Annotated in this window: 25 protein-coding genes; 22 read left to right on the top strand and 3 right to left on the bottom strand. The window is 61.2% G+C overall.

Annotated features, from left to right (window positions below; translation table 11 throughout):
• Positions 1–184 precede the first annotated feature (184 nt).
• The 11 genes from ACYQ12_RS08440 (at position 185) to ACYQ12_RS08490 (ending at position 10,957) form a co-directional block, all read left to right on the top strand.
• Positions 185–1,639, top strand: a complete 1,455-nt coding sequence (locus ACYQ12_RS08440; protein WP_459870164.1) for a glyceraldehyde-3-phosphate dehydrogenase — start codon at positions 185–187, stop codon at positions 1,637–1,639.
• A 294-nt stretch (positions 1,640–1,933) separates the two neighbouring features.
• Positions 1,934–3,283, top strand: coding sequence for a Na(+)-translocating NADH-quinone reductase subunit A (locus ACYQ12_RS08445; RefSeq protein ID WP_459870167.1), 1,350 nt, complete (start codon positions 1,934–1,936; stop codon positions 3,281–3,283).
• A 2-nt stretch (positions 3,284–3,285) separates the two neighbouring features.
• On the top strand, positions 3,286–4,518 hold the full coding sequence (locus tag ACYQ12_RS08450; protein WP_459870169.1) for an NADH:ubiquinone reductase (Na(+)-transporting) subunit B: 1,233 nt from the start codon (positions 3,286–3,288) through the stop codon (positions 4,516–4,518).
• The gene (locus ACYQ12_RS08455) at positions 4,515–5,288 is read left to right on the top strand and encodes a Na(+)-translocating NADH-quinone reductase subunit C (protein WP_459874484.1); all 774 of its coding nucleotides are present in this window, start codon (positions 4,515–4,517) and stop codon (positions 5,286–5,288) included. The genes ACYQ12_RS08450 and ACYQ12_RS08455 overlap by 4 nt, the downstream gene beginning before the upstream one ends.
• A 3-nt stretch (positions 5,289–5,291) precedes the next feature.
• Entirely contained in the window at positions 5,292–5,966 is a 675-nt protein-coding gene (locus ACYQ12_RS08460) for an NADH:ubiquinone reductase (Na(+)-transporting) subunit D (protein ID WP_459870172.1), read from the top strand.
• Positions 5,966–6,586, top strand: coding sequence for an NADH:ubiquinone reductase (Na(+)-transporting) subunit E (gene nqrE, locus ACYQ12_RS08465; RefSeq protein ID WP_459870175.1), 621 nt, complete (start codon positions 5,966–5,968; stop codon positions 6,584–6,586). The genes ACYQ12_RS08460 and nqrE overlap by 1 nt, the downstream gene beginning before the upstream one ends.
• A 23-nt stretch (positions 6,587–6,609) precedes the next feature.
• Positions 6,610–7,842 carry an NADH:ubiquinone reductase (Na(+)-transporting) subunit F gene (gene nqrF / locus ACYQ12_RS08470; RefSeq protein ID WP_459870178.1) on the top strand — a complete coding sequence of 411 codons (1,233 nt, stop codon included), beginning with the start codon at positions 6,610–6,612 and terminating at the stop codon, positions 7,840–7,842.
• Positions 7,839–8,894 carry an FAD:protein FMN transferase gene (locus ACYQ12_RS08475; protein WP_459870181.1) on the top strand — a complete coding sequence of 352 codons (1,056 nt, stop codon included), beginning with the start codon at positions 7,839–7,841 and terminating at the stop codon, positions 8,892–8,894. The genes nqrF and ACYQ12_RS08475 overlap by 4 nt, the downstream gene beginning before the upstream one ends.
• On the top strand, positions 8,891–9,148 hold the full coding sequence (nqrM, locus tag ACYQ12_RS08480) for a (Na+)-NQR maturation NqrM (protein ID WP_459870184.1): 258 nt from the start codon (positions 8,891–8,893) through the stop codon (positions 9,146–9,148). Before ACYQ12_RS08475 ends, nqrM begins: the two co-directional genes overlap by 4 nt.
• A gap of 59 nt (positions 9,149–9,207) precedes the next feature.
• Complete coding sequence (sthA, locus tag ACYQ12_RS08485) at positions 9,208–10,599, top strand: Si-specific NAD(P)(+) transhydrogenase (RefSeq protein ID WP_459870187.1); 1,392 nt, start codon at positions 9,208–9,210, stop codon at positions 10,597–10,599.
• Between the two features lie 76 nt (positions 10,600–10,675).
• Complete coding sequence (locus ACYQ12_RS08490) at positions 10,676–10,957, top strand: YrhK family protein (protein ID WP_459870189.1); 282 nt, start codon at positions 10,676–10,678, stop codon at positions 10,955–10,957.
• Between the two features lie 35 nt (positions 10,958–10,992).
• On the opposite strand, the gene ACYQ12_RS08495 is transcribed toward ACYQ12_RS08490, so the two are convergent.
• On the bottom strand, positions 10,993–11,895 hold the full coding sequence (locus tag ACYQ12_RS08495) for a carbon-nitrogen hydrolase (protein ID WP_459870191.1): 903 nt from the start codon (positions 11,893–11,895) through the stop codon (positions 10,993–10,995).
• Between the two features lies 1 nt (position 11,896).
• On the bottom strand, positions 11,897–12,967 hold the full coding sequence (locus tag ACYQ12_RS08500) for an agmatine deiminase family protein (RefSeq protein ID WP_459870192.1): 1,071 nt from the start codon (positions 12,965–12,967) through the stop codon (positions 11,897–11,899).
• Positions 12,968–13,130: 163 nt separating this feature from the next.
• On the opposite strand from ACYQ12_RS08500, the gene ACYQ12_RS08505 reads away from it, so the two are divergent.
• Both ACYQ12_RS08505 and ACYQ12_RS08510 read left to right on the top strand, forming a co-directional pair.
• A complete protein-coding gene (locus ACYQ12_RS08505) occupies positions 13,131–14,372 on the top strand; it encodes a lipoprotein-releasing ABC transporter permease subunit (protein ID WP_459870194.1) in 1,242 nt (413 codons plus the stop codon).
• Between the two features lie 9 nt (positions 14,373–14,381).
• Entirely contained in the window at positions 14,382–15,071 is a 690-nt protein-coding gene (locus ACYQ12_RS08510; RefSeq protein ID WP_459870196.1) for an ABC transporter ATP-binding protein, read from the top strand.
• Positions 15,072–15,077: 6 nt separating this feature from the next.
• On the opposite strand, the gene ACYQ12_RS08515 is transcribed toward ACYQ12_RS08510, so the two are convergent.
• Positions 15,078–15,605, bottom strand: coding sequence for a DUF2062 domain-containing protein (locus tag ACYQ12_RS08515; RefSeq protein ID WP_459870199.1), 528 nt, complete (start codon positions 15,603–15,605; stop codon positions 15,078–15,080).
• 154 nt (positions 15,606–15,759) lie between these two features.
• Here ACYQ12_RS08515 and ACYQ12_RS08520 point away from each other — a divergent pair, with 154 nt between their 5' ends.
• From ACYQ12_RS08520 to murB, 9 genes are all read left to right on the top strand, one after another.
• On the top strand, positions 15,760–18,045 hold the full coding sequence (locus tag ACYQ12_RS08520; protein WP_459870201.1) for a DNA internalization-related competence protein ComEC/Rec2: 2,286 nt from the start codon (positions 15,760–15,762) through the stop codon (positions 18,043–18,045).
• A 69-nt stretch (positions 18,046–18,114) separates the two neighbouring features.
• The gene (locus ACYQ12_RS08525) at positions 18,115–18,762 is read left to right on the top strand and encodes a MotA/TolQ/ExbB proton channel family protein (RefSeq protein ID WP_459870204.1); all 648 of its coding nucleotides are present in this window, start codon (positions 18,115–18,117) and stop codon (positions 18,760–18,762) included.
• Positions 18,759–19,193 carry an ExbD/TolR family protein gene (locus ACYQ12_RS08530; RefSeq protein WP_459870206.1) on the top strand — a complete coding sequence of 145 codons (435 nt, stop codon included), beginning with the start codon at positions 18,759–18,761 and terminating at the stop codon, positions 19,191–19,193. The genes ACYQ12_RS08525 and ACYQ12_RS08530 overlap by 4 nt, the downstream gene beginning before the upstream one ends.
• Positions 19,190–20,929, top strand: a complete 1,740-nt coding sequence (gene msbA / locus ACYQ12_RS08535; protein WP_459870208.1) for a lipid A export permease/ATP-binding protein MsbA — start codon at positions 19,190–19,192, stop codon at positions 20,927–20,929. The genes ACYQ12_RS08530 and msbA overlap by 4 nt, the downstream gene beginning before the upstream one ends.
• Positions 20,926–21,918 (top strand): tetraacyldisaccharide 4'-kinase, encoded by a 993-nt coding sequence (gene lpxK, locus ACYQ12_RS08540; RefSeq protein ID WP_459870211.1) that lies wholly within the window; start codon positions 20,926–20,928, stop codon positions 21,916–21,918. Before msbA ends, lpxK begins: the two co-directional genes overlap by 4 nt.
• A gap of 8 nt (positions 21,919–21,926) precedes the next feature.
• Positions 21,927–22,112, top strand: a complete 186-nt coding sequence (locus ACYQ12_RS08545) for a Trm112 family protein (protein WP_459870214.1) — start codon at positions 21,927–21,929, stop codon at positions 22,110–22,112.
• 2 nt (positions 22,113–22,114) lie between these two features.
• Positions 22,115–22,882, top strand: a complete 768-nt coding sequence (gene kdsB / locus ACYQ12_RS08550; RefSeq protein WP_459870216.1) for a 3-deoxy-manno-octulosonate cytidylyltransferase — start codon at positions 22,115–22,117, stop codon at positions 22,880–22,882.
• A gap of 32 nt (positions 22,883–22,914) precedes the next feature.
• Positions 22,915–23,406, top strand: coding sequence for a low molecular weight protein-tyrosine-phosphatase (locus ACYQ12_RS08555; RefSeq protein WP_459870219.1), 492 nt, complete (start codon positions 22,915–22,917; stop codon positions 23,404–23,406).
• A complete protein-coding gene (gene murB / locus ACYQ12_RS08560) occupies positions 23,393–24,403 on the top strand; it encodes a UDP-N-acetylmuramate dehydrogenase (RefSeq protein ID WP_459870221.1) in 1,011 nt (336 codons plus the stop codon). The genes ACYQ12_RS08555 and murB overlap by 14 nt, the downstream gene beginning before the upstream one ends.
• Positions 24,404–24,466: the final 63 nt, after the last annotated feature.

Genomic DNA, 24,466 nt, shown 5'->3' on the forward strand with positions numbered 1-24,466 from the left:
GGACAGGCTATTAAGGTGGATTAACGTCCCGCTTATTGCCTTTTTTTATTTTGTAGTCAAGCCTCTTTTTCTGTAGTGGCGCTACAGCAGTTGCGACCATACTGGCATTGCAGTCAAGCGCAACGTGAACGGATAATATTCTTCACTAAGTCAAACCAATTCCCGAACAGTGAAGAGGCCCTCCGTGAGTCAAGAAAAGCTCGACACCTATTTTCAGGAATGGCAGGACAATGAGGCGTTAGCCGAAGAAATGATCCCGCTGCTGGGTCAGTTGTACCGCAAATACAATGTTGTCCCCTCCCTGTACGGCCGCTCACTCATCAATCGTTCGGTTATCCGGATTCTCAAGAATCATCGCTACGTACTGAAGGTCGAGGGTACGGAACTGACGGTTCGCGATACCTTTCCCATGGTCAAGGCCATGACCGAGCTCGACCTGGGGCCGGCCCACGTCGATATCGGCAAGCTGGGCGTCGCTTTCAAGAAATCGGGCAAGGATGATGTCAAGGCGTTCCTCAGAGAGGAGCTGGCCGAGATTGTCGGGCGCCACGAGGCCGCCGGCATGGGCGGCGCGCCCAAGGATGTCGTGCTCTACGGCTTCGGGCGTATCGGTCGCTTGCTGGCACGTATCCTGATCGAGAAGGCGGGCGGCGGCAACTTGCTGCGTCTGCGTGCCATCGTCGTGCGTGGAAGTGGTGACGATCTCGAGAAGCGTGCCAGCCTGCTGCGTCGTGATTCCGTACATGGCCCCTTCTCCGGCAGCATCAGAGTCGATCACGAGAATAATGCGATCATCGCCAATGGCAATTTCATTCAAGTGATCTATGCCAATTCGCCGAGTGATGTCGATTACACCGCCTACGGTATCGACAATGCCCTCATCGTCGACAATACCGGCAAGTGGCGGGACGAGGAGGGGCTGTCCCAGCATCTCGAGTCCAAGGGGGTTTCCAAGGTGCTGCTGACGGCGCCGGGCAAGGGCAACCTCAAGAACGTGGTGTATGGCATCAACCATCACGATCTCGACGAGGGGGATCGTATCGTGTCGGCGGCTTCGTGCACGACCAATGCCATCGTGCCGGTGCTCAAGGCGATCAACGACGAGTTCGGCATCCAGCATGGTCATGTCGAGACGGTTCACTCCTATACCAACGACCAGAACCTGATCGACAACTACCACAAGGGTGATCGTCGCGGACGCAGTGCGCCATTGAACATGGTGCTGACCGAAACGGGCGCGGCAAAGGCGGCGACCAAGGCGCTGCCCGAGCTGTCCGGGAAGCTGACCGGCAATGCCATTCGCGTGCCGACGCCCAACGTGTCGATGGCGATTCTCAACCTTTCTCTGGAGAAAAAGGTCAGCCGGGACGGGTTGAACGAGTATCTGCGTGACATGGCACTGCATTCGACCATGCAGAAGCAGATCGACTATGTCGATTCACCCGAAGTGGTGTCGTCCGACTTCGTTGGCAATCGCCACGCTGGTGTGGTCGATGCCAAGGCTACCCTGGCCAACGACAACCAGGCCGTGCTCTATGTGTGGTACGACAACGAGTTCGGCTACAGCTGCCAGGTGGTACGTATCCTGCAGTACATGTCCAACGTGCATTTTCTCTACCTGCCTGCCGGCCGCAGCTGATCGGCTGCCGCTACCGTCTGTCCCGCATGTCGGGACAGGCGGCTTCGCTTTTCCTGCCAACACCGACCTTCGCTCAGGTGGTCTTTCGACTTGCGTCTCTTTATAATGGGTGCGATTTTTCCGCGTGATCCGTTTGGCCACGGATTGCAGACGCAACCTTCTGATAAGAAAAGAATTCGAACGCCGTGACGTCAGCCAAGCACACGAACGAGACCCACGTTGCGTGTCAATGGTGTTGCCGTCCGTCGAAGATCCTTTCCTTACGCAAATCAGATCCAATGACTGGGCGAGACTATGATCGAAGTCAAACGAGGCCTGGATCTTCCCATCGCCGGGGCGCCCGAGCAGCGTATCTACGATGCGCCGCCGGTACGGCATGTGGCGATCCTGGGGCCTGACTACGTCGGCATGAAGCCGACCATGGAGGTCCAAGAGGGAGATAGGGTAAAGCTGGGCCAGCTGTTGTTCACCGACAAGAAAACGCCAGGGGTTCGCTTTACCGCACCAGGTGCAGGTGAAGTGGTCGCCATCAACCGCGGAGAGAAACGTATCCTGCTGTCCGTGGTGATAAGGCTGGACGATCAGGAAGAGGCGGTGACGTTCACGGCGCATGACACCAGTGCCCTGGCCGGGCTGGAGCGTCAGGCAGTGGTCGATCAACTGGTGGCGTCGGGGTTGTGGACTGCGCTGCGCACTCGCCCATTTTCGCGTACGCCGTCTCCCGAGGCTGTACCCGCCGATATTTTCGTCACGGCAATCGATACCCATCCGCTGTCCGCTGATCCCGCGGTCGTCATCGCTGAAGACGGCGATGCCTTTGCCAACGGGCTCAAGGTGCTCAAGCAACTGACGCCGGGCAAGGTATTTCTTTGCCAGGCACCCGATGCTCAGCTTCCCGGTGGCGAGATCGAGGGCGTTCAGGTCGAAACCTTCACTGGGCTGCATCCGGCTGGCCTGCCGGGAACGCATATCCATTTCCTGTCTCCGGTCAGTCTGAGAAAACAGGTCTGGCAGGTGGGATATCAGGATGTGATCGCCATCGGCAAGCTCTTCGTCGAGGGGCGCCTGGACCTGAAGCGTGTCGTCGCGGTGGGCGGACCTCGCGCCAAGCAGCCGCGTCTGTTGCGTACGCGCATTGGGGCGAGCAGCGCCGAGTTGCTCGAGGGCGAGATCGTCCAGCCGGAGGAGACCCGGGTCATTTCAGGTTCGGTCTTCGGCGGCGCCACGGCGGAAGGGGCCCGGCGTTTCCTGGGACGTTTCCATCAGCAGTTCAGCCTGATTGAAGAAAACAACAAGCGGGCCTTCATGGGCTGGCTGTCACCCGGGCGCGATCGCCACTCGGTGACAGGGGTGTATATCTCGCGTTTCCTCGGATTGCCCAGCTACGCACCGGATACCTCGGTCAATGGATCGGAACGCGCCATGGTGCCGATCGGCTCTTACGAGAAGGTCATGCCGCTCGATATCCTGCCCACGCAATTGCTGCGTTCATTAATTGTCGGCGATATCGAGTCCGCCATGCAGCTTGGCTGCCTGGAACTGGATGAAGAGGATCTGGCGTTGTGTACCTACGTCTGTCCGGGTAAGTACGAGTACGGCCCCATCCTGCGCGACAATCTCACCATGATCGAGAAAGAGGCCTGAAGATGGGTATTCGCAAGACGCTCGACAATCTCGAGCCGCACTTCCACAAGGGAGGCAAATACGAGAAGTATTACGCGCTGTATGAAGCCGTCGATACGATCTTCTATTCGCCGCCCGATGTGACCAAGGGAACCGCGCATATACGCGACGGTATCGATCTCAAGCGCATCATGATCACGGTGTGGCTATGTACCTTCCCGGCGATGTTCTTCGGAATGTACAACGCCGGTCTGCAGGCCAACCTCGCCATCGACAACGGCTACGGTGTGCTTGGCGGTTGGCGCGAAGCGGTCACCATGGCGCTTGCCGGCAGCCATGATCCGGACAGTCTCTGGGCCAACTTCGTGCTCGGTGCGACATATTTCCTGCCGATCTATCTCGTGACCTTCGTCGTGGGAGGCTTCTGGGAAGTCCTGTTCGCCATCAAGCGCGGTCATGAAGTCAACGAAGGCTTCTTCGTCACCTCCATTCTGTTTGCGCTGATTCTGCCAGCCACCACGCCGCTCTGGCAGGTTGCGTTGGGCATCACCTTCGGTGTCGTCATCGGCAAGGAGGTGTTCGGCGGTACCGGCAAGAACTTCCTTAACCCCGCGCTGACCGGACGGGCCTTCCTATATTTCGCCTATCCGGCCGCCATGTCGGGAGACGCGGTCTGGGTCGCGGCCGACGGCTATACCGGCGCGACCGCGCTATCCGTTGCCGCTCAGGATGGCATGGTGGAACTGCACAACCAGTATGACTGGCTGGATGCCTTCCTGGGCTTCCTGCCCGGTTCGATCGGTGAGGTGTCCACACTGGCGATTCTGATCGGGGCGGCCGTGCTGCTTCTGACGCGGGTCGCTTCCTGGCGCATCATGCTGGGGGTCTTTCTTGGCATGGTGGCCACCGCGCTGCTGTTCAACTTCGTGGGCTCCGAGACCAACCCGATGTTCGCCATGCCTTGGTACTGGCATCTGGTGCTGGGCGGTTTCGCCTTCGGCATGGTATTCATGGCGACCGATCCCGTTTCCGCCTCGATGACCAATCCCGGCAAGCTACTCTTCGGTGCGCTGATCGGGGTGATGACCGTGCTGATTCGTGTCGTCAACCCGGCCTTCCCGGAAGGCATCATGCTGGCGATCCTGTTCGCCAATCTTTTCGCACCGCTGATCGATCACTTCTTTGTGCAGGCCAATATCAAGCGGCGCATGAAGCGTGAAGCGGCGTATGCCAACGTGACCGAGGAGGCTGCCTGATGGCCAGTAACAACTCCGTCAAGAAGACGCTGACGGTCGCTCTGGCGTTGTGCATTGTCTGTTCCGTGGTGGTCTCCACGGCAGCGGTAGTGTTGCGCCCGATTCAGCAGCAGAACCAGGAGATTGACCGCAAGAGCAACATCCTGCAGGTGGCGCAGCTGTATCAGCCGGGTGTCAGCGTTGATGAGCAGTTCGAGCGTCTGATCACGCCGCGTGTCGTCGATCTGGAAACCGGTGAGTACTCCGAGGATCTCGATCCGAGTACCTACAATCAGTTCGATGCCGCCAAGGACCCTGCGACGTCCCGCTCGCTTTCGGGCAACGATCCGGCAGGTCTGGGCCGGCAGGAGCGCTTTGCCACCGTGTATCTGGTAGGCGACCCCGAGAACCCCGACCAGATCATCCTTCCGGTCCGCGGTCAGGGGCTATGGGGGCTGATGCAGGGCTTCCTGGCGTTGGAAGGCGACGGCAATACCGTGGTTGGCCTGTCCTTCTACGATCAGTCCGAGACCCCGGGGCTGGGTGGGGAAGTCGAAAACCCTCGCTGGAAGGCGCAGTGGGAAGGCAAGAAGATCTATGCTGACAGCGATATGCAGCCGGAGATCGTGCTGGTGAAGGGAGGCGCAAACAGTGAATATGAAGCTGATGCGCTTTCCGGGGCCTCCCTGACCAGCCGTGGGGTGACCAACCTGCTGCAGTTCTGGACGAGCGAGAACGGCTTCGCCGAATATCTCGCCCGATTCCGCGACAACACACAAGGAGGAGCGTAAGCAATGGCTGCCGATACTCCCAAAAGCGTCGTATTCTCGCCGGTCTTCAAGAACAATCCGATTGCCTTGCAGGTATTGGGGATCTGTTCCGCGCTGGCCGTGACCAACTCGATGAGCGTCTCGCTCGTCATGGGGCTTGCCGTCATCGCGGTCACAGCATTCTCCAGCATGTTCGTCTCGCTGATCCGCCATCACATTCCGTCGGCGATTCGTATCATCGTACAGATGACCATCATCGCGTCGCTGGTCATCGTGGTCGATCAGGTCCTCAAGGCGTATGCCTACGACATGTCCAAGCAGTTGTCGGTATTCGTCGGTCTGATCATCACCAACTGTATCGTCATGGGGCGTGCCGAAGCCTATGCCATGCAGAACGGCCCGATGATGAGTTTCCTGGATGGCGTGGGCAATGGCCTGGGATATGCCGTGATTCTCCTGATCGTCGGCTTCGTGCGCGAGTTGCTGGGGTCGGGTAGCGTCTTCGGTATCACCCTGTTGCCGGCCATTCAGAACGGAGGCTGGTACGTGCCCAACGGGTTGATGCTGCTGCCGCCGTCGGCCTTCTTCGTCATCGGCCTGCTGATCTGGATCCTGCGTTCCTTCAACCCGGATCAGGTCGAGAAGACCGAATACCGGATCGTGGCCAACAGCAAGACCAAGATCAAGGAGACCGTGTGATGTTCGAGCATTATCTGAGCCTGTTCATCCAGGCGGTCTTCGTCGAAAACATGGCGTTGGCCTTTTTCCTGGGCATGTGTACTTTCCTGGCGGTATCCAAGAAGGTGGCGTCGGCCATCGGTCTGGGCATCGCCGTGGTGGTGGTGCTGACCATTACCGTGCCGGTCAACAACCTGATCCTGAACTTCCTGCTCGATGAAGGGGCACTGACCTGGACGGGACTGGAAGGCGCCGAGAACATCGATCTGTCGTTCCTCGGGCTGCTGAGCTATATCGGCGTCATTGCGGCGATCGTTCAGATTCTCGAGATGTTCCTCGACAAGTTCGTACCGGCGCTCTACAACGCCCTCGGCGTCTATCTGCCGTTGATTACCGTGAACTGCGCGATCCTTGGCGCCTCCCTGTTCATGGTGCAGCGCGACTACGCCTTCGGTGAGTCCGTGGTATATGGCGCCGGATGCGGGTTGGGCTGGGCGCTGGCCATCACCGCACTGGCGGGCATTCGCGAGAAGCTCAAGTACAGCGATGTGCCGGCAGGTCTGCAGGGACTGGGCATCACCTTCATCACCGTCGGGCTGATGTCGTTGGGCTTCATGTCCTTCTCCGGCGTTCAGCTGTAAGCCAACGGGAATAGGAAACCGACATGGTCGATTCATCCATTATCGTGCTCGGTGTCGTCATGTTCACCGTGGTCGTTCTCGGCCTGGTGCTGGTGATACTGGCGGCACGCAGCCGACTCGTGAGTAGCGGCGACGTCTCCATCGAGATCAACGACGATCCCGAGAATACCCTGACGACACAGGCCGGCGGAAAGCTGCTGCAGACGCTGGCCGCCAACGGCATCTTCCTGTCCTCCGCCTGCGGCGGTGGCGGATCTTGTGCGCAGTGTAAATGTCGTGTCACGGAGGGCGGGGGCTCCATCCTGCCCACCGAAGAGTCCCACTTCACCATGCGTGAAAAGAAGGAGGGCTGGCGCCTCTCCTGCCAGGTACCGGTGAAGCAGGACATGAAGATCGAGGTGCCCGAAGAGGTCTTCGGCGTCAAGAAGTGGGAGTGCGAGGTCGTTTCCAACCCCAACGTTGCCACCTTCATCAAGGAACTGACACTGAAGCTCCCCGAAGGGGAGAACGTGGCCTTCCGGGCGGGCGGATACATGCAGCTCGAGGCGCCGCCCTACGACATCCAGTTCTCCAGCTTCGATATCGAGGAAGAGTATCGCGGCGACTGGGATAAGTTCGATCTGTTCAAGCTTTCCCACAAGACGGACGAAGAGGTCATCCGCGCCTACTCGATGGCCAACTATCCGGAAGAGAAGGGCATCCTCAAGTTCAACATCCGTATCGCGACGCCACCGCCCAACAGCGACCATCCGCCCGGACTGATGTCGACCTATGTCTTCTCGCTCAAGCCGGGTGACAAGGTCACGGTATACGGGCCCTTCGGTGAGTTCTTCGCCAAGAACACCGATGCCGAGATGATCTTCATCGGCGGTGGTGCCGGCATGGCGCCGATGCGCAGTCATATCTTCGATCAGCTCAAGCGCCTCCGGTCCAAGCGCAAGATCTCCTTCTGGTATGGCGCGCGCTCCCTGCGCGAATCCTTCTACAACGAGGAGTTCGATCAGCTGGCGCAGGAGAACGAGAACTTCGAGTGGCATCTGGCCCTGTCTGATGCGCAGCCCGAGGACAATTGGCAAGGGCCTACCGGCTTCATCCATAACGTGCTCTACGAGATGTACCTCAAGGATCATCCGGCGCCCGAGGATTGTGAGTACTACATGTGCGGGCCGCCCATGATGAACGCATCGGTGATCAAGATGCTGACGGATATGGGGGTCGAACCCGAAAACATCCTGTTGGATGACTTTGGCGGATGACCTACCGCATCACGCGGTGTCTGGCAGGGCTGGCCCATCTCGGGCTGGCCCTGTTGCTATCCGTCTCACTGGCGGGGTGTGAACGTCAACCGCAGGTTTACCGCTTCGAGGGGCCGGCTTTCGGCACCGGCTTTCATGTCACCCTCTATGGCACTTATGACCAGGAGCGCATCGATGCCATCGAGGCAGGCATTCTGGATGCTCTCAATGAAGTCGATACCCTGATGTCGACCTACAAGTCCGACTCCGAACTGTCGCGCTTCAATCGTGCCGAAGTTGGCGTACCCTATACCTTATCGCCACCTACCGCCGAGGTGATCGATGAGGCGATCGGTATCGGGGAGCTGTCTGGTGGCGCGTTCGATGTGACAGTCGGGGCTGCGGTCAATCTCTGGGGGTTCGGACCGGATATGCGCCCCGAAACGATTCCCGGCGATGAGGAGGTTGCCCGAGCATTGGCCGAGGTGGATTTCCATGCGCTGCAGCTGGACGGCAATCGCCTCACCAAGACCAAACCGGTCTATGTCGATCTGTCCGGCATTGCCAAGGGATACGGAGTCGATCGTGTCGCGCAGCGCCTCGATGTCGAAGGGGTCGAATCCTATCTGGTCGAGGTCGGCGGTGAAATCCGCACCCGGGGTGAAAAACCGGGCGGCGAGCCGTGGCGGATTGCCGTGGAAAAGCCTGTTTCTAGCCAACGCTCCGTGCAGCATGTCGTCGAGCTGCGGGACGCGGCCGTGGCGACTTCAGGCGACTATCGCAACTATTATGAACACGATGGGCAGCGCTTCTCGCATACCATCGATCCACGTACCGGTAGGCCGGTCACGCATCGTCTGGCATCGGTTACGATCATCGCCGAGCGTTGCTCCACAGCGGATGCGCTGGCTACCGCCATTACCGTGCTCGGGCCGGAGGCCGGCCTGGAATTGGCGGAACGCGAGAATATTGCCGCCTATCTTGTTGTCAAAACTGATGACGGTTTCGAAACCCATGTCAGTCGCGCTTTCCGCTCTTATCTACAGGGTGAAAGTGAAGGAGTTGAAACATGACTATCTGGTTGTTGGCGTTCGGTCTGATGCTGCTATTGGTGGCCGGCATGGCCATCGGCGTAATCCTGGGGCGCAAGCCCATCGCCGGCTCGTGTGGCGGCCTGAATCGTTTGGGGCTCAAGCAGGGGTGCGATATCTGCGGTGGCAAGGATGAGGTCTGCGAAGAAGAGAATCGCAAGCGCCGCCTGGAGCAGCGCCGTCGCGATGACGAAAATCGCGGTGCCGATCTGGGATACGACGCCACCCGCCGTTGAGCGTCCCGAAGGCTCAGCAGTGTCAATCGGAATTGCAATGAAAGGAGCAAGCGAACCTAATGGCTGTCCATAACTATGATGTGGTGGTGATCGGTACCGGTCCGGCGGGAGAGAGTGCAGCCATCAATGCTGCCAAGCACGGCAAGCGTGTCGCGGTAGTGGAGAGGCAGGCTGCCGTCGGTGGGAACACGACGCACTGGGGAACCATTCCTTCCAAGGCGCTACGTCAACAGGTCAAGCAGATCATTCAGTTCAACACCAATCGCATGTTCCGCGACATCGGTGAGCCCCGCTGGTTTTCCTTTCCCCGTGTGCTCGAGCGCTCCCGCGTGACCATCGAGCAGCAGGTCGAGATGCGCAGCAAGTTCTATTCGCGCAACCGTATCGATCTGTTCTTCGGTGTGGCGCGTTTCAAGGACGAGCACACCGTCGTGGTCCGCGACAACCACGAGGGCGCCGAAGAGCTTTGCGCCCAGAAGATCGTCGTCGCCACGGGCTCGCGCCCCTATCGTCCGGCCGACGTGAACTTCCGCCATCCGCGAATCTACTGTTCCGACACCATTCTGGGCCTGTCGCATACGCCTCGCACGCTGATCATCTATGGTGCCGGCGTCATCGGTTCGGAGTACGCCTCGATCTTCTCGGGGCTCGGCGTGAAGGTGGACCTGATCGATACCCGCGACCGCCTGCTGTCGTTTCTGGATGACGAGATCAGTGATGCCCTGTCCTATCATCTACGCAACAATGGCGTGCTGATCCGCCACAACGAAGAGTACGAAAAGATCGAGGGGGACGAGTCGGGGGTCGTGGTATCGCTCAAGTCCGGCAAGCGCCTGCGGGCCGACGCCTTCCTGTGGGCCAACGGGCGTACCGGCAACACCGACAACTTGGGGCTGGAGAACATCGGGCTGGAAGCCAACGGTCGGGGACAGCTACAGATTGATGAGCACTACCGGACCGCGATTCCTCATATCTATGCGGTAGGGGATGTCATCGGCTGGCCGAGTCTCGCCAGTGCCGCCTATGATCAGGGGCGTAATGCCAGTGCCGACCTGCTCGACGGGGACTTCCGCTTCGTCGACGACATTCCTACCGGCATCTATACCATTCCCGAGATCAGCTCGGTAGGCAGAACCGAACGCGAATTGACCGCCGCCAAGATACCTTACGAGGTGGCCCAGGCCTTTTTCAAGGATACCGCACGGGCCCAGATTACCGGCGACACCGTCGGGATGCTGAAGATTCTCTTCCATCGCGAAACGCTGGAAATCCTCGGTATTCACTGCTTCGGTGATCAGGCCTCGGAGATCATTCATATCGGTCAGGCGATCATGCAGCAGAAAGGTGAGGCGAATACGCTCAAGTATTTCATCAATACCACGTTCAACTATCCGACCATGGCCGAAGCCTACCGTGTCGCGACGCAGAATGGTCTGAATCGATTGTTCTGAAGCGAGGAAGCCGTGAAACGAAGCGGGAAATACATGGGCTCGAAACTGACGAAGTGATTGGAATCAGGAGGCAGGGATGCACAAGCAGCAAGGGGCGGACAAGGAGTTGACCATCACGCTAGGCCACGACGAAGTTGTCATTCATCATCGCTACGAGGTGCTGAGTATCGCCAACGATGTGCTGATCGGGATCTGGTTCGTCATCGGCAGCATCTGCTTCTTTTTCAAGGGCTCAGTACAGGAAATCGGTGTCTGGCTCTTCCTGCTGGGTAGCGTACAACTGTTGATTCGCCCAATGATTCGGTTGCGCCGCCTGATTCAGTTGAAGGACCTGCCTTCCAGCAGTTCCAACTTCTAGGCGGTCCCGGCCCGAATGGGCCGGGACACGGGTTCTCAGCGGTCGCGGTAACGCTTGGTCAGGTCACCGTAGGCATCGATACGGCGGTCTCGCAGGTAGGGCCACAGACGTCGCACCTTTTCGCTTCTGCGCATATCGAGCTCGACGAAGAGACGCACGCTTTCGTCGGTACCGGCATGTGCCAGCAGCTCGCCCTGCGCGCCGCAGATGAAACTGCCCCCCCAGAAGTGAATGCCTTCACTTACCTGGCTGGGATCCTCCTCGAAGCCGACGCGGTTGGCGACGAGCACCGGCAGGCCATTGGCGACGCCATGAGAGCGCTGGATCAGGGTCCAGGCATCCTTCTGACGCGCCTTCTCGGGAGTGTCATCGGGCGGATGCCAGCCGATGGCGGTGGGGTAGAGCAGCAGTTCGGCACCGGCCAGCGCCATCAGGCGGGCGGCTTCCGGATACCACTGATCCCAACAGACCAGCACGCCCAGACGGCCCACTGAGGTATCGATCGGCTCGAAACCCTGAGTGTCATCGGCTTCACCCGGAGTGAAATAGAACTTCTCGTAGAAGCCGGGGTCGTCGGGAATGTGCATCTTGCGGTAGGCGCCGACCCGCCCCTTGGCACGGTCGAGCACCACAGCGGTGTTGTGGTAGACACCGGCCGCCCGCCGCTCGAAGATCGAGCCGACGATGACGATATCGAGCTCCTCGGCCAGTCCGGCCAGGCGCTGAGTGGTCGGGCCATCCAGCGGCTCGGCCAGGTCGAAGACATCGACGTCCTCGGTCTGGCAGAAGTAGTTGGTGGCATGCAGTTCCTGCAGCAACACCAGCTCGGCGCCCTTGGCGGCGAGTTCGCGAATGCCGGCTTCGCTTTCAGCGAGACTTCTGGCCTTGTCGGGCCAGGCCTGCTGCTGCACCAGTCCGACCTTGAGGGTATCCGTCATGTCACTTGTCCTCATTGACGAAGGAAGAGGCGAGGGTGTCGGAGAGCGAGCCTCGCGGTAACTGCATGGTAAGACAATGGAGACTGCCATGCTGACGAATCACCGTACGGCAGTCGAGGGGCACGATATCGCGATCGGGGAAAACCCCGGCCAGTGCCGTCAGTGCCCGAGTATCGGCGCTATCGCCATATACCGGCACCAGCACGGCACCGTTGATGATCAGGAAATTGGCGTAGGTTGCCGGCAGCCGGTGGCCATCCTCCGGGTCGAAGCAGGGCGCCGGCCACGGCAGAGGGACCAGCCGGTAGGGCGACCCATTGACCTGACGCAGTGCATTTAGTTCACGCTCCATTGCAGCGAGAGCTTCGTAGTGCGGGTCCTGCTCATCGTCGCAACGTACATAGGCAATGGTCTGCGGGTCGCAGAAGCGTGCCAGGGTGTCGATGTGACTGTCGGTGTCGTCGCCTTCCAGATGACCGTGAGCAAGCCACAGGAAGCGCTGTACGCCAAGATCCTCGCGCAGCTGGGCCTCGATGGACTGCCGATCCATTCCGGGATTGCGGTTGGGATTGAGCAGGCAAGCCTCGGTCACCAGCAGCGTGCCCTGACCGTCGGTCTCGATGGCGCCGCCTTCCAGCACCAGGCTGCGCGTCTCCAGTGGCGCGCTGAAGGCACCGCGCCTGGCGAGACAGACGTTCAGGGCGTTGTCACGGGTCGCCTCGAACTTGCCGCCCCAGCCGGTAAAGACGTAGTCGAGCAGTACGATGTCACCGTCGCGCTCGACGCCGATCGGGCCGTGATCCCGGGCCCAGGTGTCGTCCGCCGGCGCCACGGCCAACAGCAGACGTGCCGGGTCCACGCCGAGATGCGAAAATCGCGCCTCCAGGCGTTGACGCGTGGCAGCGTCGGGGACGCTGATCAGGAGGCGCTGATAACGGGCAATCGCGCTCACCAACGCCTCGAGCGTCGCTTCGATACGCTCGAGAATCGGTGCCCAGTCGCTTTCGGGCGTGGGCCAGGTCAACTGGATCGCATCCTGCGGATGCCATTCGGGGAGCAGGCGTTGGGTCATTGAAGGTCTCCATGCGGCCGGCGGCATTGTAGTGCCAGGCGTGCGGGATGCAAGCGCTTGACGCCACTATTTTTGTATCGCTGCAATAGCCGTTTCGCTTGAGCGATGCAGCCGAATATAAAAAGCCGTACCATGGATCGCCTGTCGACAAGGAATCACCCTGATGCTGGACCGTATACCGTTTCTCATTGGCCTGCGCTATGTGCGGGCAAAGCGTCGCAACCATTTCATTTCCTTCATTTCCCTGACCTCCATGCTGGGCTTGATGCTGGGCGTGGCCGTGCTGATTCTGGTGCTGTCGGTCATGAACGGCTTCGACCATGAATTGCGTAGCCGGGTGCTGGGCATGGTGCCGCATACCCGTATCGAGGCGCCTGGCGGGCTGACCGACTGGAAGGCCCTGGCGGATCGCCTGGAGCAGCACGAGCATGTCATAGGCGCTGCTCCCTATGTGCAGCAACAAGGCATGTTGACCCTGGCCGGACGTAGCGAAGGGGCTTTGGTCAATGGCGTCAACCCTCAGTACGAGAGCAATGTCTCGATCATCGACGAGCACATGCAGAGCGGTAGTCTCGATGATCTGGCGGCAGGCGAATGGAACATCGTGCTGGGCGAATTGCTGGCACGCAATCTGGGGGTGGGAGTCGGGGATCGCGTGACGCTGCTGGTGCCAGAAGCCTCGATCACGCCGGCAGGTGTCTTTCCACGCCTCAAGCGTTTCACGGTCAGTGGTATTTTCAAGGTCGGCGCGGAACTCGACGCCAGCCTGGCCTACGCCAATATCCAGGACATGCAGACTCTCGCACGCCTCGGCGATGCGGTGGAAGGGGTGCGTCTGGAGCTCGATGACCTGTTTCAGGCCCGTGCCGTGACCCGCGACATCGTCAATGAACTGGGCCGGGGCTATCGCGGCATCGACTGGACCTACACCCACGGCAATCTCTTTCAGGCCATCCAGATGGAGAAACGCATGATCGGGCTATTGCTGATGGTCATCGTTGCCGTCGCCGCGTTCAATATCGTCTCGACGCTGGTCATGGTCGTTACCGACAAGCATGCCGATATCGCCATCCTGCGCACGATCGGCGCCACGCCCGGCTCCATCATGGGTATCTTCATCGTGCAGGGCCTGGCGATCGGCATCATCGGCATCGTGATAGGGGTGATCCTGGGAATTGCACTGGCCCTGACGGTCGCCGACCTGATTGCCTGGTTCGAAGCGCTGACGGGCATTCAATTCCTGGATCCCAACGTCTATTTCATCAGTTATCTGCCGTCGCGGCTGGAGTGGAGCGATGTCAGCGTCATCGTCGTTTCGGCCTTCGTGCTGACCTTTCTGTCCACCCTGTATCCGGCGTGGCGCGCAGCGCGCATCCAGCCGGCCGAAGTTCTGCGCTACGAGTGAGGCATCGCGATGACTGCAACCAATGACATCATGCTTGTGTGCCAAGGGCTGACCCGTGTCTATCGCGAGGGGCCTCAGGATCTGACCGTCCTGCACGAGCTGGATCTCGAGGTTCACGCCGGCGAGCGAGTCGCCGTGGTGGGCAGCTCCGGCTCCGGCAAGACCACGCTGTTGAATCTGCTGGGCGGGCTCGATCATCCGAGTGCCGGCAGTGTGCGTATCGCCGGCCAGTCCCTGGCCGGCTTGGGGGATGCCGCGCTGGGACGCTTCCGCAATCGGCATATCGGCTTCGTCTATCAGTTTCATCATCTGCTGGCTGAATTCACCGCGCTGGAAAATGCGGCACTGCCGCTGATGATTCGCGGAGAATCACGCAAGGTGGCCGAGTCGAGGGCGCAGGCGATTCTGGATCGGGTCGGCATGGCGGCACGCGGTGCCCATAAACCCGGCGAGCTTTCCGGCGGAGAACGTCAGCGTGTCGCCATCGCCCGGGCACTGGTCACCGACCCGAGCCTGATGCTGATGGACGAGCCGACCGGCAACCTCGATCAGGCGACCGCCAGTCATATCCTGGCGTTGATGGACGAGCTTGCCGCGACGAGCGCCTGCGCCTTCGTGGTGGTGACTCACGACCCGGCATTGGCGGCCCATCAGGACCGGGTCCTCAAGCTCGACCAAGGGCGGCTTGCTCCCGCCTGACACGTATCAGGCGCCGGGAGGGCGGCGTCTGCGGGTGCGGCGCTTCCAGCTGCGCGACACGTGCCAGCGCCACAGCAGGCGAATGAGCACATTACTGAGCAGTGCCGCGACGACAGCGACGGCCAGCGAGCCCAGCAGCAGTGGCGGCATGATGTCGGCCATGCGCTCGGCGATCCATCGGGTCGACACACGCTCCGGCATATGGCGGGCGGGTGTATCCAGCAGCCAGGCACCGATCCGGTAATTGCAGTAAAAGATCACCGGCATGGTCAGTGGGTTGGTCAGCCATACCAGGCTGACGGAAATAGGTAGATTGCAGCGCAACAACCAGGCACCGCCCGCCGCGAGAACCATCTGAAAGGGAAGCGGCAGCAGGGCGCAGAACAGCCCGACCATGAAGGCATTGCCTACGGTCCTGCGTGACAGTACCCAAAGGGACGGATTGCTGATCAGGTGTCGCATGAAGCGCAGGGATCTTCTGCGCTGCAGCGATTCCGGGTGAGGCATGTAGCGCTGGAGCAGTCGGCGAGGCATGGTCCCGTTCGCTTCAGGATAACCGGGCCATTATCCATGCAAGTGCCGATGACTGCCATGGCTGTCGTACGTCTCCTCTGTCGGGATCAATGCTCGAGCCTTGCCGGTGGCGGAACATGCCACCATGGCCAGGCGTTGCTGGGAGAAGCAAAAGATGCGTATGGGCTGGGCCTGTCCCGTTGCCGTCGCAGCCTTGGCAGGATGTATCGTGGGGGACGGCATCTCTTTTGGGCTAGCGCCTGTGGCAGGCGTATGGGCTCTTGTCCTGTGCCTGGCGCTGGCTTGGCGTCGTCCTCGTGCGGTTGTCGCACTGCTGGTGTTCGCTCTGTGTGCCGTACAGGTACTGATCGAGCGAGGCGCCGTGCTTCCCCCCGGACTGTCGCGACAGGATGTCGTGCTGCAGGGGCGTCTGCTCAGAGTGGAAAACGACGGGGGGCTGGCTCGACTTCGATTGGCCGTCGAACACTGCGCGGTAGTCGATGGGCCGTTGCCGAGTTGCGGGCGGCTCGGGCAGGTCCGTCTGTCCTGGTACGATGCGCCCGTCCTGCAGGTAGGGGAGCGTTGGGCTGTTACCGCCCGCCTGCGTCCGCCAGGCGGATTCGCCAATCCGCATACGTTCGACTATGAAGCCTGGCTTTGGCGCGAGGGCATACACGCCACCGGTTACGTCCGGGACAATCCCGCGGCACATCGCCTCGCGGCAGCGCCTGGCAGCCTGCGCCGTTCCGCCCTGGCGCATCTTGAAGCCACGGACCTGCCGCCGTTAGCAAAGCGCTGGCTGGAAGCATTGACCCTGGGGGCATCGCAGCAGCTCGATCAGGACGACTGGGAACTGTTCAATGCCACCGGCACAACCCATTTGATGGTGATTTCGGGACTGCATATCGGCTTGTTGGCCGCGCTCACGCTCTGGCTGGGGCGCGGGCTGGCGCGCCTGGTAATGCCGGGAAGCTGGCGGCTGGCAGTATGGCCGTGGTGGCTGGCAGGCGCTGCGGCGATAGCCTATGCATGCCTTGCCGGCCTTGAACCGCCTGCCATGCGGGCAATGCTGATGACATTGATCGGGTTATGGGTTGCCAGCGGACGTCATGCTCCGGGCGCCTGGCAGGCTTGGTGGCTGGCCATGGCCGTGGTAGTGATACTGGACCCGTTGGCGCCCTGGCGACCTGGGCTGTGGTTGTCCTTTCTGGCCGTGGCGGTATTGATTCTTGTCTGGGCCGGTCGTGAACGACCCAAGGGCCTGCGCGGTTGGCTCTGGACGCTGATACGGACCCAGCTGTTACTGGCCCCGATCATGGCGGCTGCCGTATTGCTCGCTTTCGATCGTCTGGCACCGGTGGCGCCGCTGATCAATCTCGTCGCGACACCGGTGGTCAGTAGCCTGATGGTGCCGCTGGGGCTGCTGGGGTGGGGGCTGGCCTGGATATCTCCGCTGTCTTCGGCCTGCTGGTGGCTGTTTGCCTGGCTGGCCGAAGGCGTGCAGGGTGTCCTGTCATGGTCGGCCGGGTGGATGCCTGCGTGGTCTCCCGACGCCTGGCAGGCGCTGCCCCTGGCGGTGGTGCTGGGAGGCGTCGGCCTGCTATGGGGACTGCCGGGCCTGCGGCGTGACGTGCGCATCTGGGGCAGCGCGAGCCTGGCGGTGCTGCCGCTCGTGATGGGGCCGTCCGTACCGGATGCGGGCCGTGTAGAGATCACGGTACATGACGTGGGACAGGGAGAACTGGTCGAGCTGCATAGTGCCCACTACCGATTGCTGTTTGATACTGGACCGCGCTTCGCCTCGGGTTTTATGGTGCTGGACAGCCTGTGGTCCGCGCCTCAGCACTTCGACGACGTGATCGTCAGCCATGGTGACCAGGATCATGCCGGTGGCATTGCGGCGCTGGTCAAGCATCATCATGTGGCGCAGTGGTGGGCGCCGCGATGGGAACGGTTCGAAGTGAAGTTTCATGCCTGTGAAGCCGGAGTGCACTGGCAGCGCGACGGTATCGACTATCGTTTCCTGTCTCCGCGGCCGGATGATGGCGACCTGTCCAGAAACGATCATTCCTGCGTTCTGCTGGTGGAGGCGGGTGACGAACATGCCTTGATCACGGGAGACGCCGGCAAGTTGGTCGAAGCCCGGTTCGCGGGGATGTTCGATGCTCCGTTGAGCTTGCTCGTGGCCGGGCATCATGGCAGTCGCACCAGTTCGTCCCGCGCTTTCGTGCATGAGACGTCGCCGGCGCATGTGGTGTTCAGTGCCGGGCGTGACAATCGCCACGGTCACCCGCATGACGAGGTCGTGCGTCGGTTTCGTGCCGAGCACAGCTGCCTATGGGATACAGCCTACGATGGCGCCTTGCATTTCACGCTCGGCACAGGCCATCTCGCCTCCCGGGCGCAGCGTCCTCCGCCCGGTGTCGAAGGGCGATGCGTTGGGGTAGAATCCCGCGGTTGAAGTTGTTGCGGCGCTTGCACAGGCGAAGCGACCGGGGCTGGGCCCTATCACTGAATCTGGAGGAAAGCCGTGCTTGATGTTCTTGCTTCCGGCGGCATTCTGACGCTGCCGCTGCTGGGCTGTTCCCTGGTCGCGGTAGCCATCATCATCGAACGGTTATGGACACTGCGGCCCAAGCGCATCGCGCCGCTGGGACTCGGGCAGCAGGTATGCGAACTGATCCAGCAGGGACAGGTCAATCTGTACTGGCTGGAGAGCCAGTCACCACTTGGCGCCGTGCTTGCCGCCGGGTTGCGCAATGCCCGACTGGGCAACGATCAGGTGCGTGCCCGGTTGCAGGAGTCCGCGACAGCCGTGATCCACGACATGGAGCGCTTTCTGAGCCCGCTGGGTACCATTGCGGCTATCGCGCCGCTGCTGGGGCTGCTGGGTACGGTGATCGGCATGATCGACGTGTTCTCGGTGATCGTCCAGGCAAATGGCGCAGAGCGGACCGCTGAACTCGCAGGAGGCATTTCCCAGGCGCTGGTCACCACCGCGGCGGGTCTGAGCGTGGCGATCCCGTCGGTGATGTTCCACCGCTACTTTCAGCGCCGGGTCGAGGACATCACCGTGCGCATGGAGGAGCAGGCCGGTCAGGTGGTCGAATTCCTGGCCCATCATCACGGCGATCTGACGCTGGCCGAACGTCGCGGGAGCCAGGAGCCGGTATCATGAGATTTCCTCGCAGGCAGCGCGAGCCGGTAGAGGTCAACCTGACCCCGCTGATTGATGTCGTCTTCCTGCTGTTGATCTTTTTCATGGTTTCGACCACTTTCGAGACACGCGAGGCGCTTGAACTCGAATTGCCCCAAGCCTCCCAGGGGGCGGCGGTCCAGGCGAACGAGCCATTGATCCTGACGGTCACCGCCGAGGGGGAATATCGCCTCGACGATGTCACGCTGGCCGATCCGACGGCACTGCGCGGGGCCTTGGCGCCGCAGGCCGACAGGGCCCGGGAACGCGGACTGGTGATCGCCGCTGATGGTCGCGCGTCGCATGCCGATGTGGTCGCCGCGCTGGACGCGGCGGCGGCACTCGGCGTCAAGCATGTTCGCATCAGCACCCGCCAGGGTGCCGAGACACCCACGCAAGTGGAGATACCGTGAGTCAAGCATCCAGCTGGTCCCTCTATCGTCGTCTGCTCGGCTACGTGAAGCCGTACTGGAAGTCCTTCGCCACGGCCGTCGTCGGTTATGGCATTTATGCTGCATCGAGCACGGCACTGGCGGAGATGATGAAGCGGCTGATCGACGGTATTCAGAACCCCGATGCTGCGTTCCGCCTGTTTCTGCCCCTGTTCGTCATCGGCATGTTCGCCGCCCGTGGGGTCGGGACCTTCCTCGGCACCTATTTCATGAGCAATGTTGCACGCAACGTGGTGCATGCCCTGCGCTGCAACGTGTTCGATCACATGCTGCACCTGTCGGGCCAGTTCTTCGATGCACATTCCAGCGGCCATCTGATATCGAGGGTGACCTACCATGTGGAGCAGGTCACCGGGGCGGCAACCAAGGCCGTCACCATCGTGCTGCGGGAGGGCCTGTTCGTCGTCGGCCTGATTCTCTATCTGTTATGGACCAACTGGCTGCTGACGCTGGTATTCCTCACGGTCACTCCCTTGATCGGCGGCGTCGTCAGTGTCGCCAGCAAGCGTTTTCGGCGTATCTCCCGACGTATCCAGAATTCCATGGGGGATGTGACTCATGTCGCTTCCGAGGCCTTGTCGGGTTACCGTGTGGTGCGCACTCATGGTGCCGAGGAGTACGAGCAGCAGCGCTTTGCCAAGGCCAGCAACAACAACCGCGAACAGAGCATGAAGGAGGCCTTAACCAAGGCCATCAGTACGCCGGTGATTCAACTGCTGGTCGCGGTAGCGCTGGCCGGACTGGTATGGCTGGCCATGGCGCCGGAGCTGATGGCCGACATGACCGCCGGCGAATTCGTGGCTTTCATTACCGCAGCGTCGCTGATGGCCAAGCCGATCAAGCAGCTCACCGAAATCAACGGAGAGATCCAGAAAGGGCTGGCAGCTTCCCAGGAGCTGTTCGGACTGCTCGAGGAGCCGCGGGAGGTCGATACCGGCCATATCGTACCGGAGCGGTTGATGGGACGAGTGCGCTTTGACGGGGTACGCTTCGCTTACGGGCCGGATCAGCCCGAAGTGCTCAGGGGCATCGATCTCGAGGTGGTGCCGGGCGAGATGGTGGCGATCGTGGGCCGCTCGGGCAGCGGCAAATCCACGCTGATGGGACTGTTGCCGCGCTTCTACCATCCCACGGCGGGACGGGTCACGATCGACGATGTGGCACTGGACGACTATCGTCTCTCGCCGCTGCGCCAGCAGATTGCGCTGGTTTCGCAGCAGGTCACTCTATTCAATACCAGCATCGCGCAGAATATCGCCTATGGAATGCCGGATGCCAGTCGCGAACGTATCGTGGCGGCAGCGCATTCCGCGTATGCGCATGAGTTCATCGAGCGCCTGCCCCAGGGATACGACACGCTGATCGGCGACAATGGTGTGATGCTCTCCGGTGGCCAGCGCCAGCGCCTTGCCATTGCGCGGGCCATCTTCAAGGACGCTCCGATCCTGATCTTCGACGAGGCGACCTCGGCACTGGATACCGAATCGGAACGCTATATCCAGAAGGCGCTGGAGGAGGTGTGTCGCAACCGGACCACCTTCGTCATCGCACACCGTCTATCCACCATCGAGCGCGCCGACCGCATCGTGGTCATGGATCAGGGGCAGCTCATCGAAAGCGGGACACATGCCGAACTGCTGGCCCGCGATGGCGCCTATGCCGCACTCTATCAGCTACAGTTCCAGGAGGAGGCATGAGCCGGCTGGTCGACGCCTGGTATGCCGATGCGCCATGGCTCAAGCTGCTGAGCCCGCTGGAAAGTCTCTATCGCCAAGGCGTTGCGGCGCGGCGCCGCACTTATCGGCGAAACACCGGCAAGGTCTGGGAGGCGCCGGTGCCGGTCATCGTGGTGGGGAACATTACCGTCGGTGGCACCGGGAAATCCCCGCTGGTGGCCTGGCTGGGGCGCTGGCTGGCGGAGCAGGGGTGGCATCCCGGCATCGTATCGCGGGGCTACGGCGGACATGCGCCCCGCTATCCCCTGTACGTGGAATCCTCCACGCCCGTCGCACAGGCCGGTGACGAGCCGGTGATGCTGGCCCAGCAGACGGGATTGCCGGTCGCGGTAGATCCCGACCGCCCCAGGGCGGCGCGCAAGCTGGTGGCGGCAGGCTGCGATATCCTGCTTTCCGATGATGGGCTGCAACACTTGGCGCTGGGGCGGGATATCGAACTGATCGTCATCGACGGGGTGCGAGGTGTCGGCAATGGACGTTGTCTTCCTGCCGGCCCGTTGCGGGAACCTCTGTCGCGTCTGACGGAAGCCGATGCGGTAATCAGCAATGGCGGCCGATTCGGCGTCGACATGCTAGGCGTGCCGGCTTATGGGATGCAACTGGTGCCGGTGCATTGGCGTCATCTGCTGGATGGTGTGTGCTATCCGGTAGCCGAACGGCCTTTCAGGGGCCGCGTTCACGCTCTGGCCGGCATCGGGCATCCGCAGCGCTTCTTCGCGACACTGGATTCGCTGGGTGTGGAGCATGAGCCGCATCCTCTGGCGGATCATCATCGTTTCAGCGCGCAGGATCTGCAATTTACCGATAACCTGCCGGTGGTCATGACAGCCAAGGATGCCGTGAAATGTCGGCCTTTCGCCAATGAGCGCTGCTGGGTACTCGATGTCGAGGCCCGGCCCGATGCAGCGTTGGTCGACTGGCTACGAAAACGACTCGATACATTCAAGTGAGGTGGACGATGGACAAGGAACTGCTGGCAATGCTGGTCTGCCCCCGCTGTCAGGGCAAGCTCAAGTATGACCGTGAGCGCGGCGAGTTGAAGTGCCTCTATGATGGCTTGGCCTATCCCATTCAGGACGACATTCCGGTGATGCTCGAAAGCGAGGCGCGCGTCATGAGCGTCGACGAGAAACTGGGCGCCTGATCATGTCCGATTACGTTATCGTCATCCCGGCACGCTATGCGTCCAGTCGTCTGCCCGGCAAACCGCTGCTCGAGATCGCCGGAAGGCCGATGGTGGCTCATGTCTGGGAGCGGGCCTGCGCCAGCGCTGCGAGCCGTGTAGTGGTGGCGACCGACGACACGCGTATCGAGGCGGCACTGCAACCGTTTGGGGCCGAGGTCGTCATGACGCGCGGCGACCATCCCTCGGGGACGGATCGGCTGGCTGAAGTCGCTGCCGTCCTGAAGCTGTCTCCCGAGACCATCGTGGTCAACGTGCAGGGAGACGAGCCCCTGCTGCCCCCGGTGCTGATGGATCAGGTCGCGCAGGGGCTCGTCGAGGATGACGAAGCCTCGATCGCGACGCTGGCCGAGCCCATCACGCAGGTCGATAGTCTGTTCAACGCCAACGTGGTCAAGGTGGTCAGGGACATGCGGGGGCGCGCACTGTATTTTTCACGGGCTCCGATTCCCTGGGATCGCGAACATTTCGTCTCGCGTCCCGAGCTGCTCGAGACGGATGGCTGGCTGCGTCACATCGGGCTTTACGCCTACCGTGCCGGTTTCCTTGCCGAATATGTCGACTGGATGCCATCGCCACTCGAGCAGCTCGAGCAGCTCGAGCAACTGCGCGCCCTGCATCACGGACATCATATTCAAGTAGCGGTTGCGTCGACACCTCATCCGGCGGGTGTCGATACTCCCGAGGATCTGCAACGTGTACGCCAGCTGTTGAATGAGCAGGCGATCTGAGATGTGACTCAGAATGTTCCGGAGAGATTTCGATGATACGCGTGCTTTTTGTTTGCATGGGCAACATATGCCGTTCACCGACGGCGGAAGGGGTGCTGCGCAAGCGTCTGGAGAAGGCTGGCCTGGCGGATCGCGTCGAGATCGACTCTTGTGGCACGGGAAACTGGCATGTCGGTAAGCCCCCCGATGCGCGTGCCGTGGCGGCCGCGGCCCGGCGGGAAGTCGACATCAATGCACTGCGGGCACGTCAGTTGAGCGCGGAGGACTTCCGCCACTTCGATTACGTGTTGGCGATGGATACCGATAACCTGGCCTATATCCGCTCCCAGTGTCCTGCCGGTTGCCAGGCGCATGTCGGCCTGTTTCTCGACTTCGCCGGTTATCGGGACAGGGGCGTGCCGGACCCTTATTACGGCGGTGAGGCGGGGTTCGACCTGGTGCTGGACCTGATCGAGGAAGCGGCAGATGGCTTGCTCGATGAGCTACGCGAAAAACTGGCAGAGGGCCGGTATGCAGGTCGTTGAAGCCGATCTGTCGCAGGCCAACACGCTGGGCCTGACCTGCAAGGCGGACCACTTCATTGCCGCCCACAGCCCTGGAGAAGTGCGTCAGGCGCTGCGCCTGGCCAAGGAGTCGGACTGGCCGGTGACCGTACTGGGCGGTGGCAGTAACATGCTACTTCCGCCTCGGCTGAAGGGGTTGGTGCTGCAGCCGGCGTTTGCCGAATGGCGAATCGAGCCTGCCAGGGAGGGAAATGTCCTTGTGCATGCCGATGCCGGCGTCTCCTGGCATGCGCTGGTCATGGCTCTGGCCGAGCGCGACTTGTGGGGCGTCGAGAACCTGGCGCTGATTCCGGGACATGTCGGGGCGGCTCCCATTCAGAATATCGGCGCTTATGGCGTGGAGTTGTCGGATGTCCTGGAAGCGGTTCATTTCGTACATCGAGACGATGGGCGCGAGAGGGTCCTGACGATGGAGGAGTGTGCCTTCGGCTACCGCGATAGCGTTTTCAAGCATGCACTCGCCAATCGAGTGGTGATTACCCGGTTGGTTCTGCGAATGTCCACGACGCCCCGGCCACAGCTTGAATATGGCGCATTGCATGAGCGTGTTCCGAGTCATCCGACGCCACTGCAGGTGGCCCAGGCCGTGTGCGATGTCAGGCAGGAAAAACTGCCCGATCCTCGAAGGCTGGGGAATGTCGGCAGCTTCTTCAAGAATCCGCTGGTGACAGCGGAACAGGCCGAAGCGCTCTTGGCTCGATATCCTGCCATGCCGCATTTTCCGCAGGCGGATGGGCAGGTCAAACTGGCCGCCGCTTGGCTGATCGACCAATGCGGTTTCAAGGGGCTGCGTGACGGTTGTTTCGGTGTGCACGATCGCCAGGCGCTGGTGCTGGTGCATCACGGCCAGGGCCGGGTCGAGGAGCTTCTTGCCTTGGCAGAGCGTATCGTGGCGGCCGTCGCCGGGCGCTTCGGCGTCCGGTTGGAGCGTGAGCCACAGTGTGTCGTGGAAACATAGTCCAGGACTCATCGCCTGATAGCCACAGAAAAAAGCCCGGCAAGATTGCCGGGCTTTTTGTTT

Source organism: Halomonas shantousis (assembly GCF_054654615.1).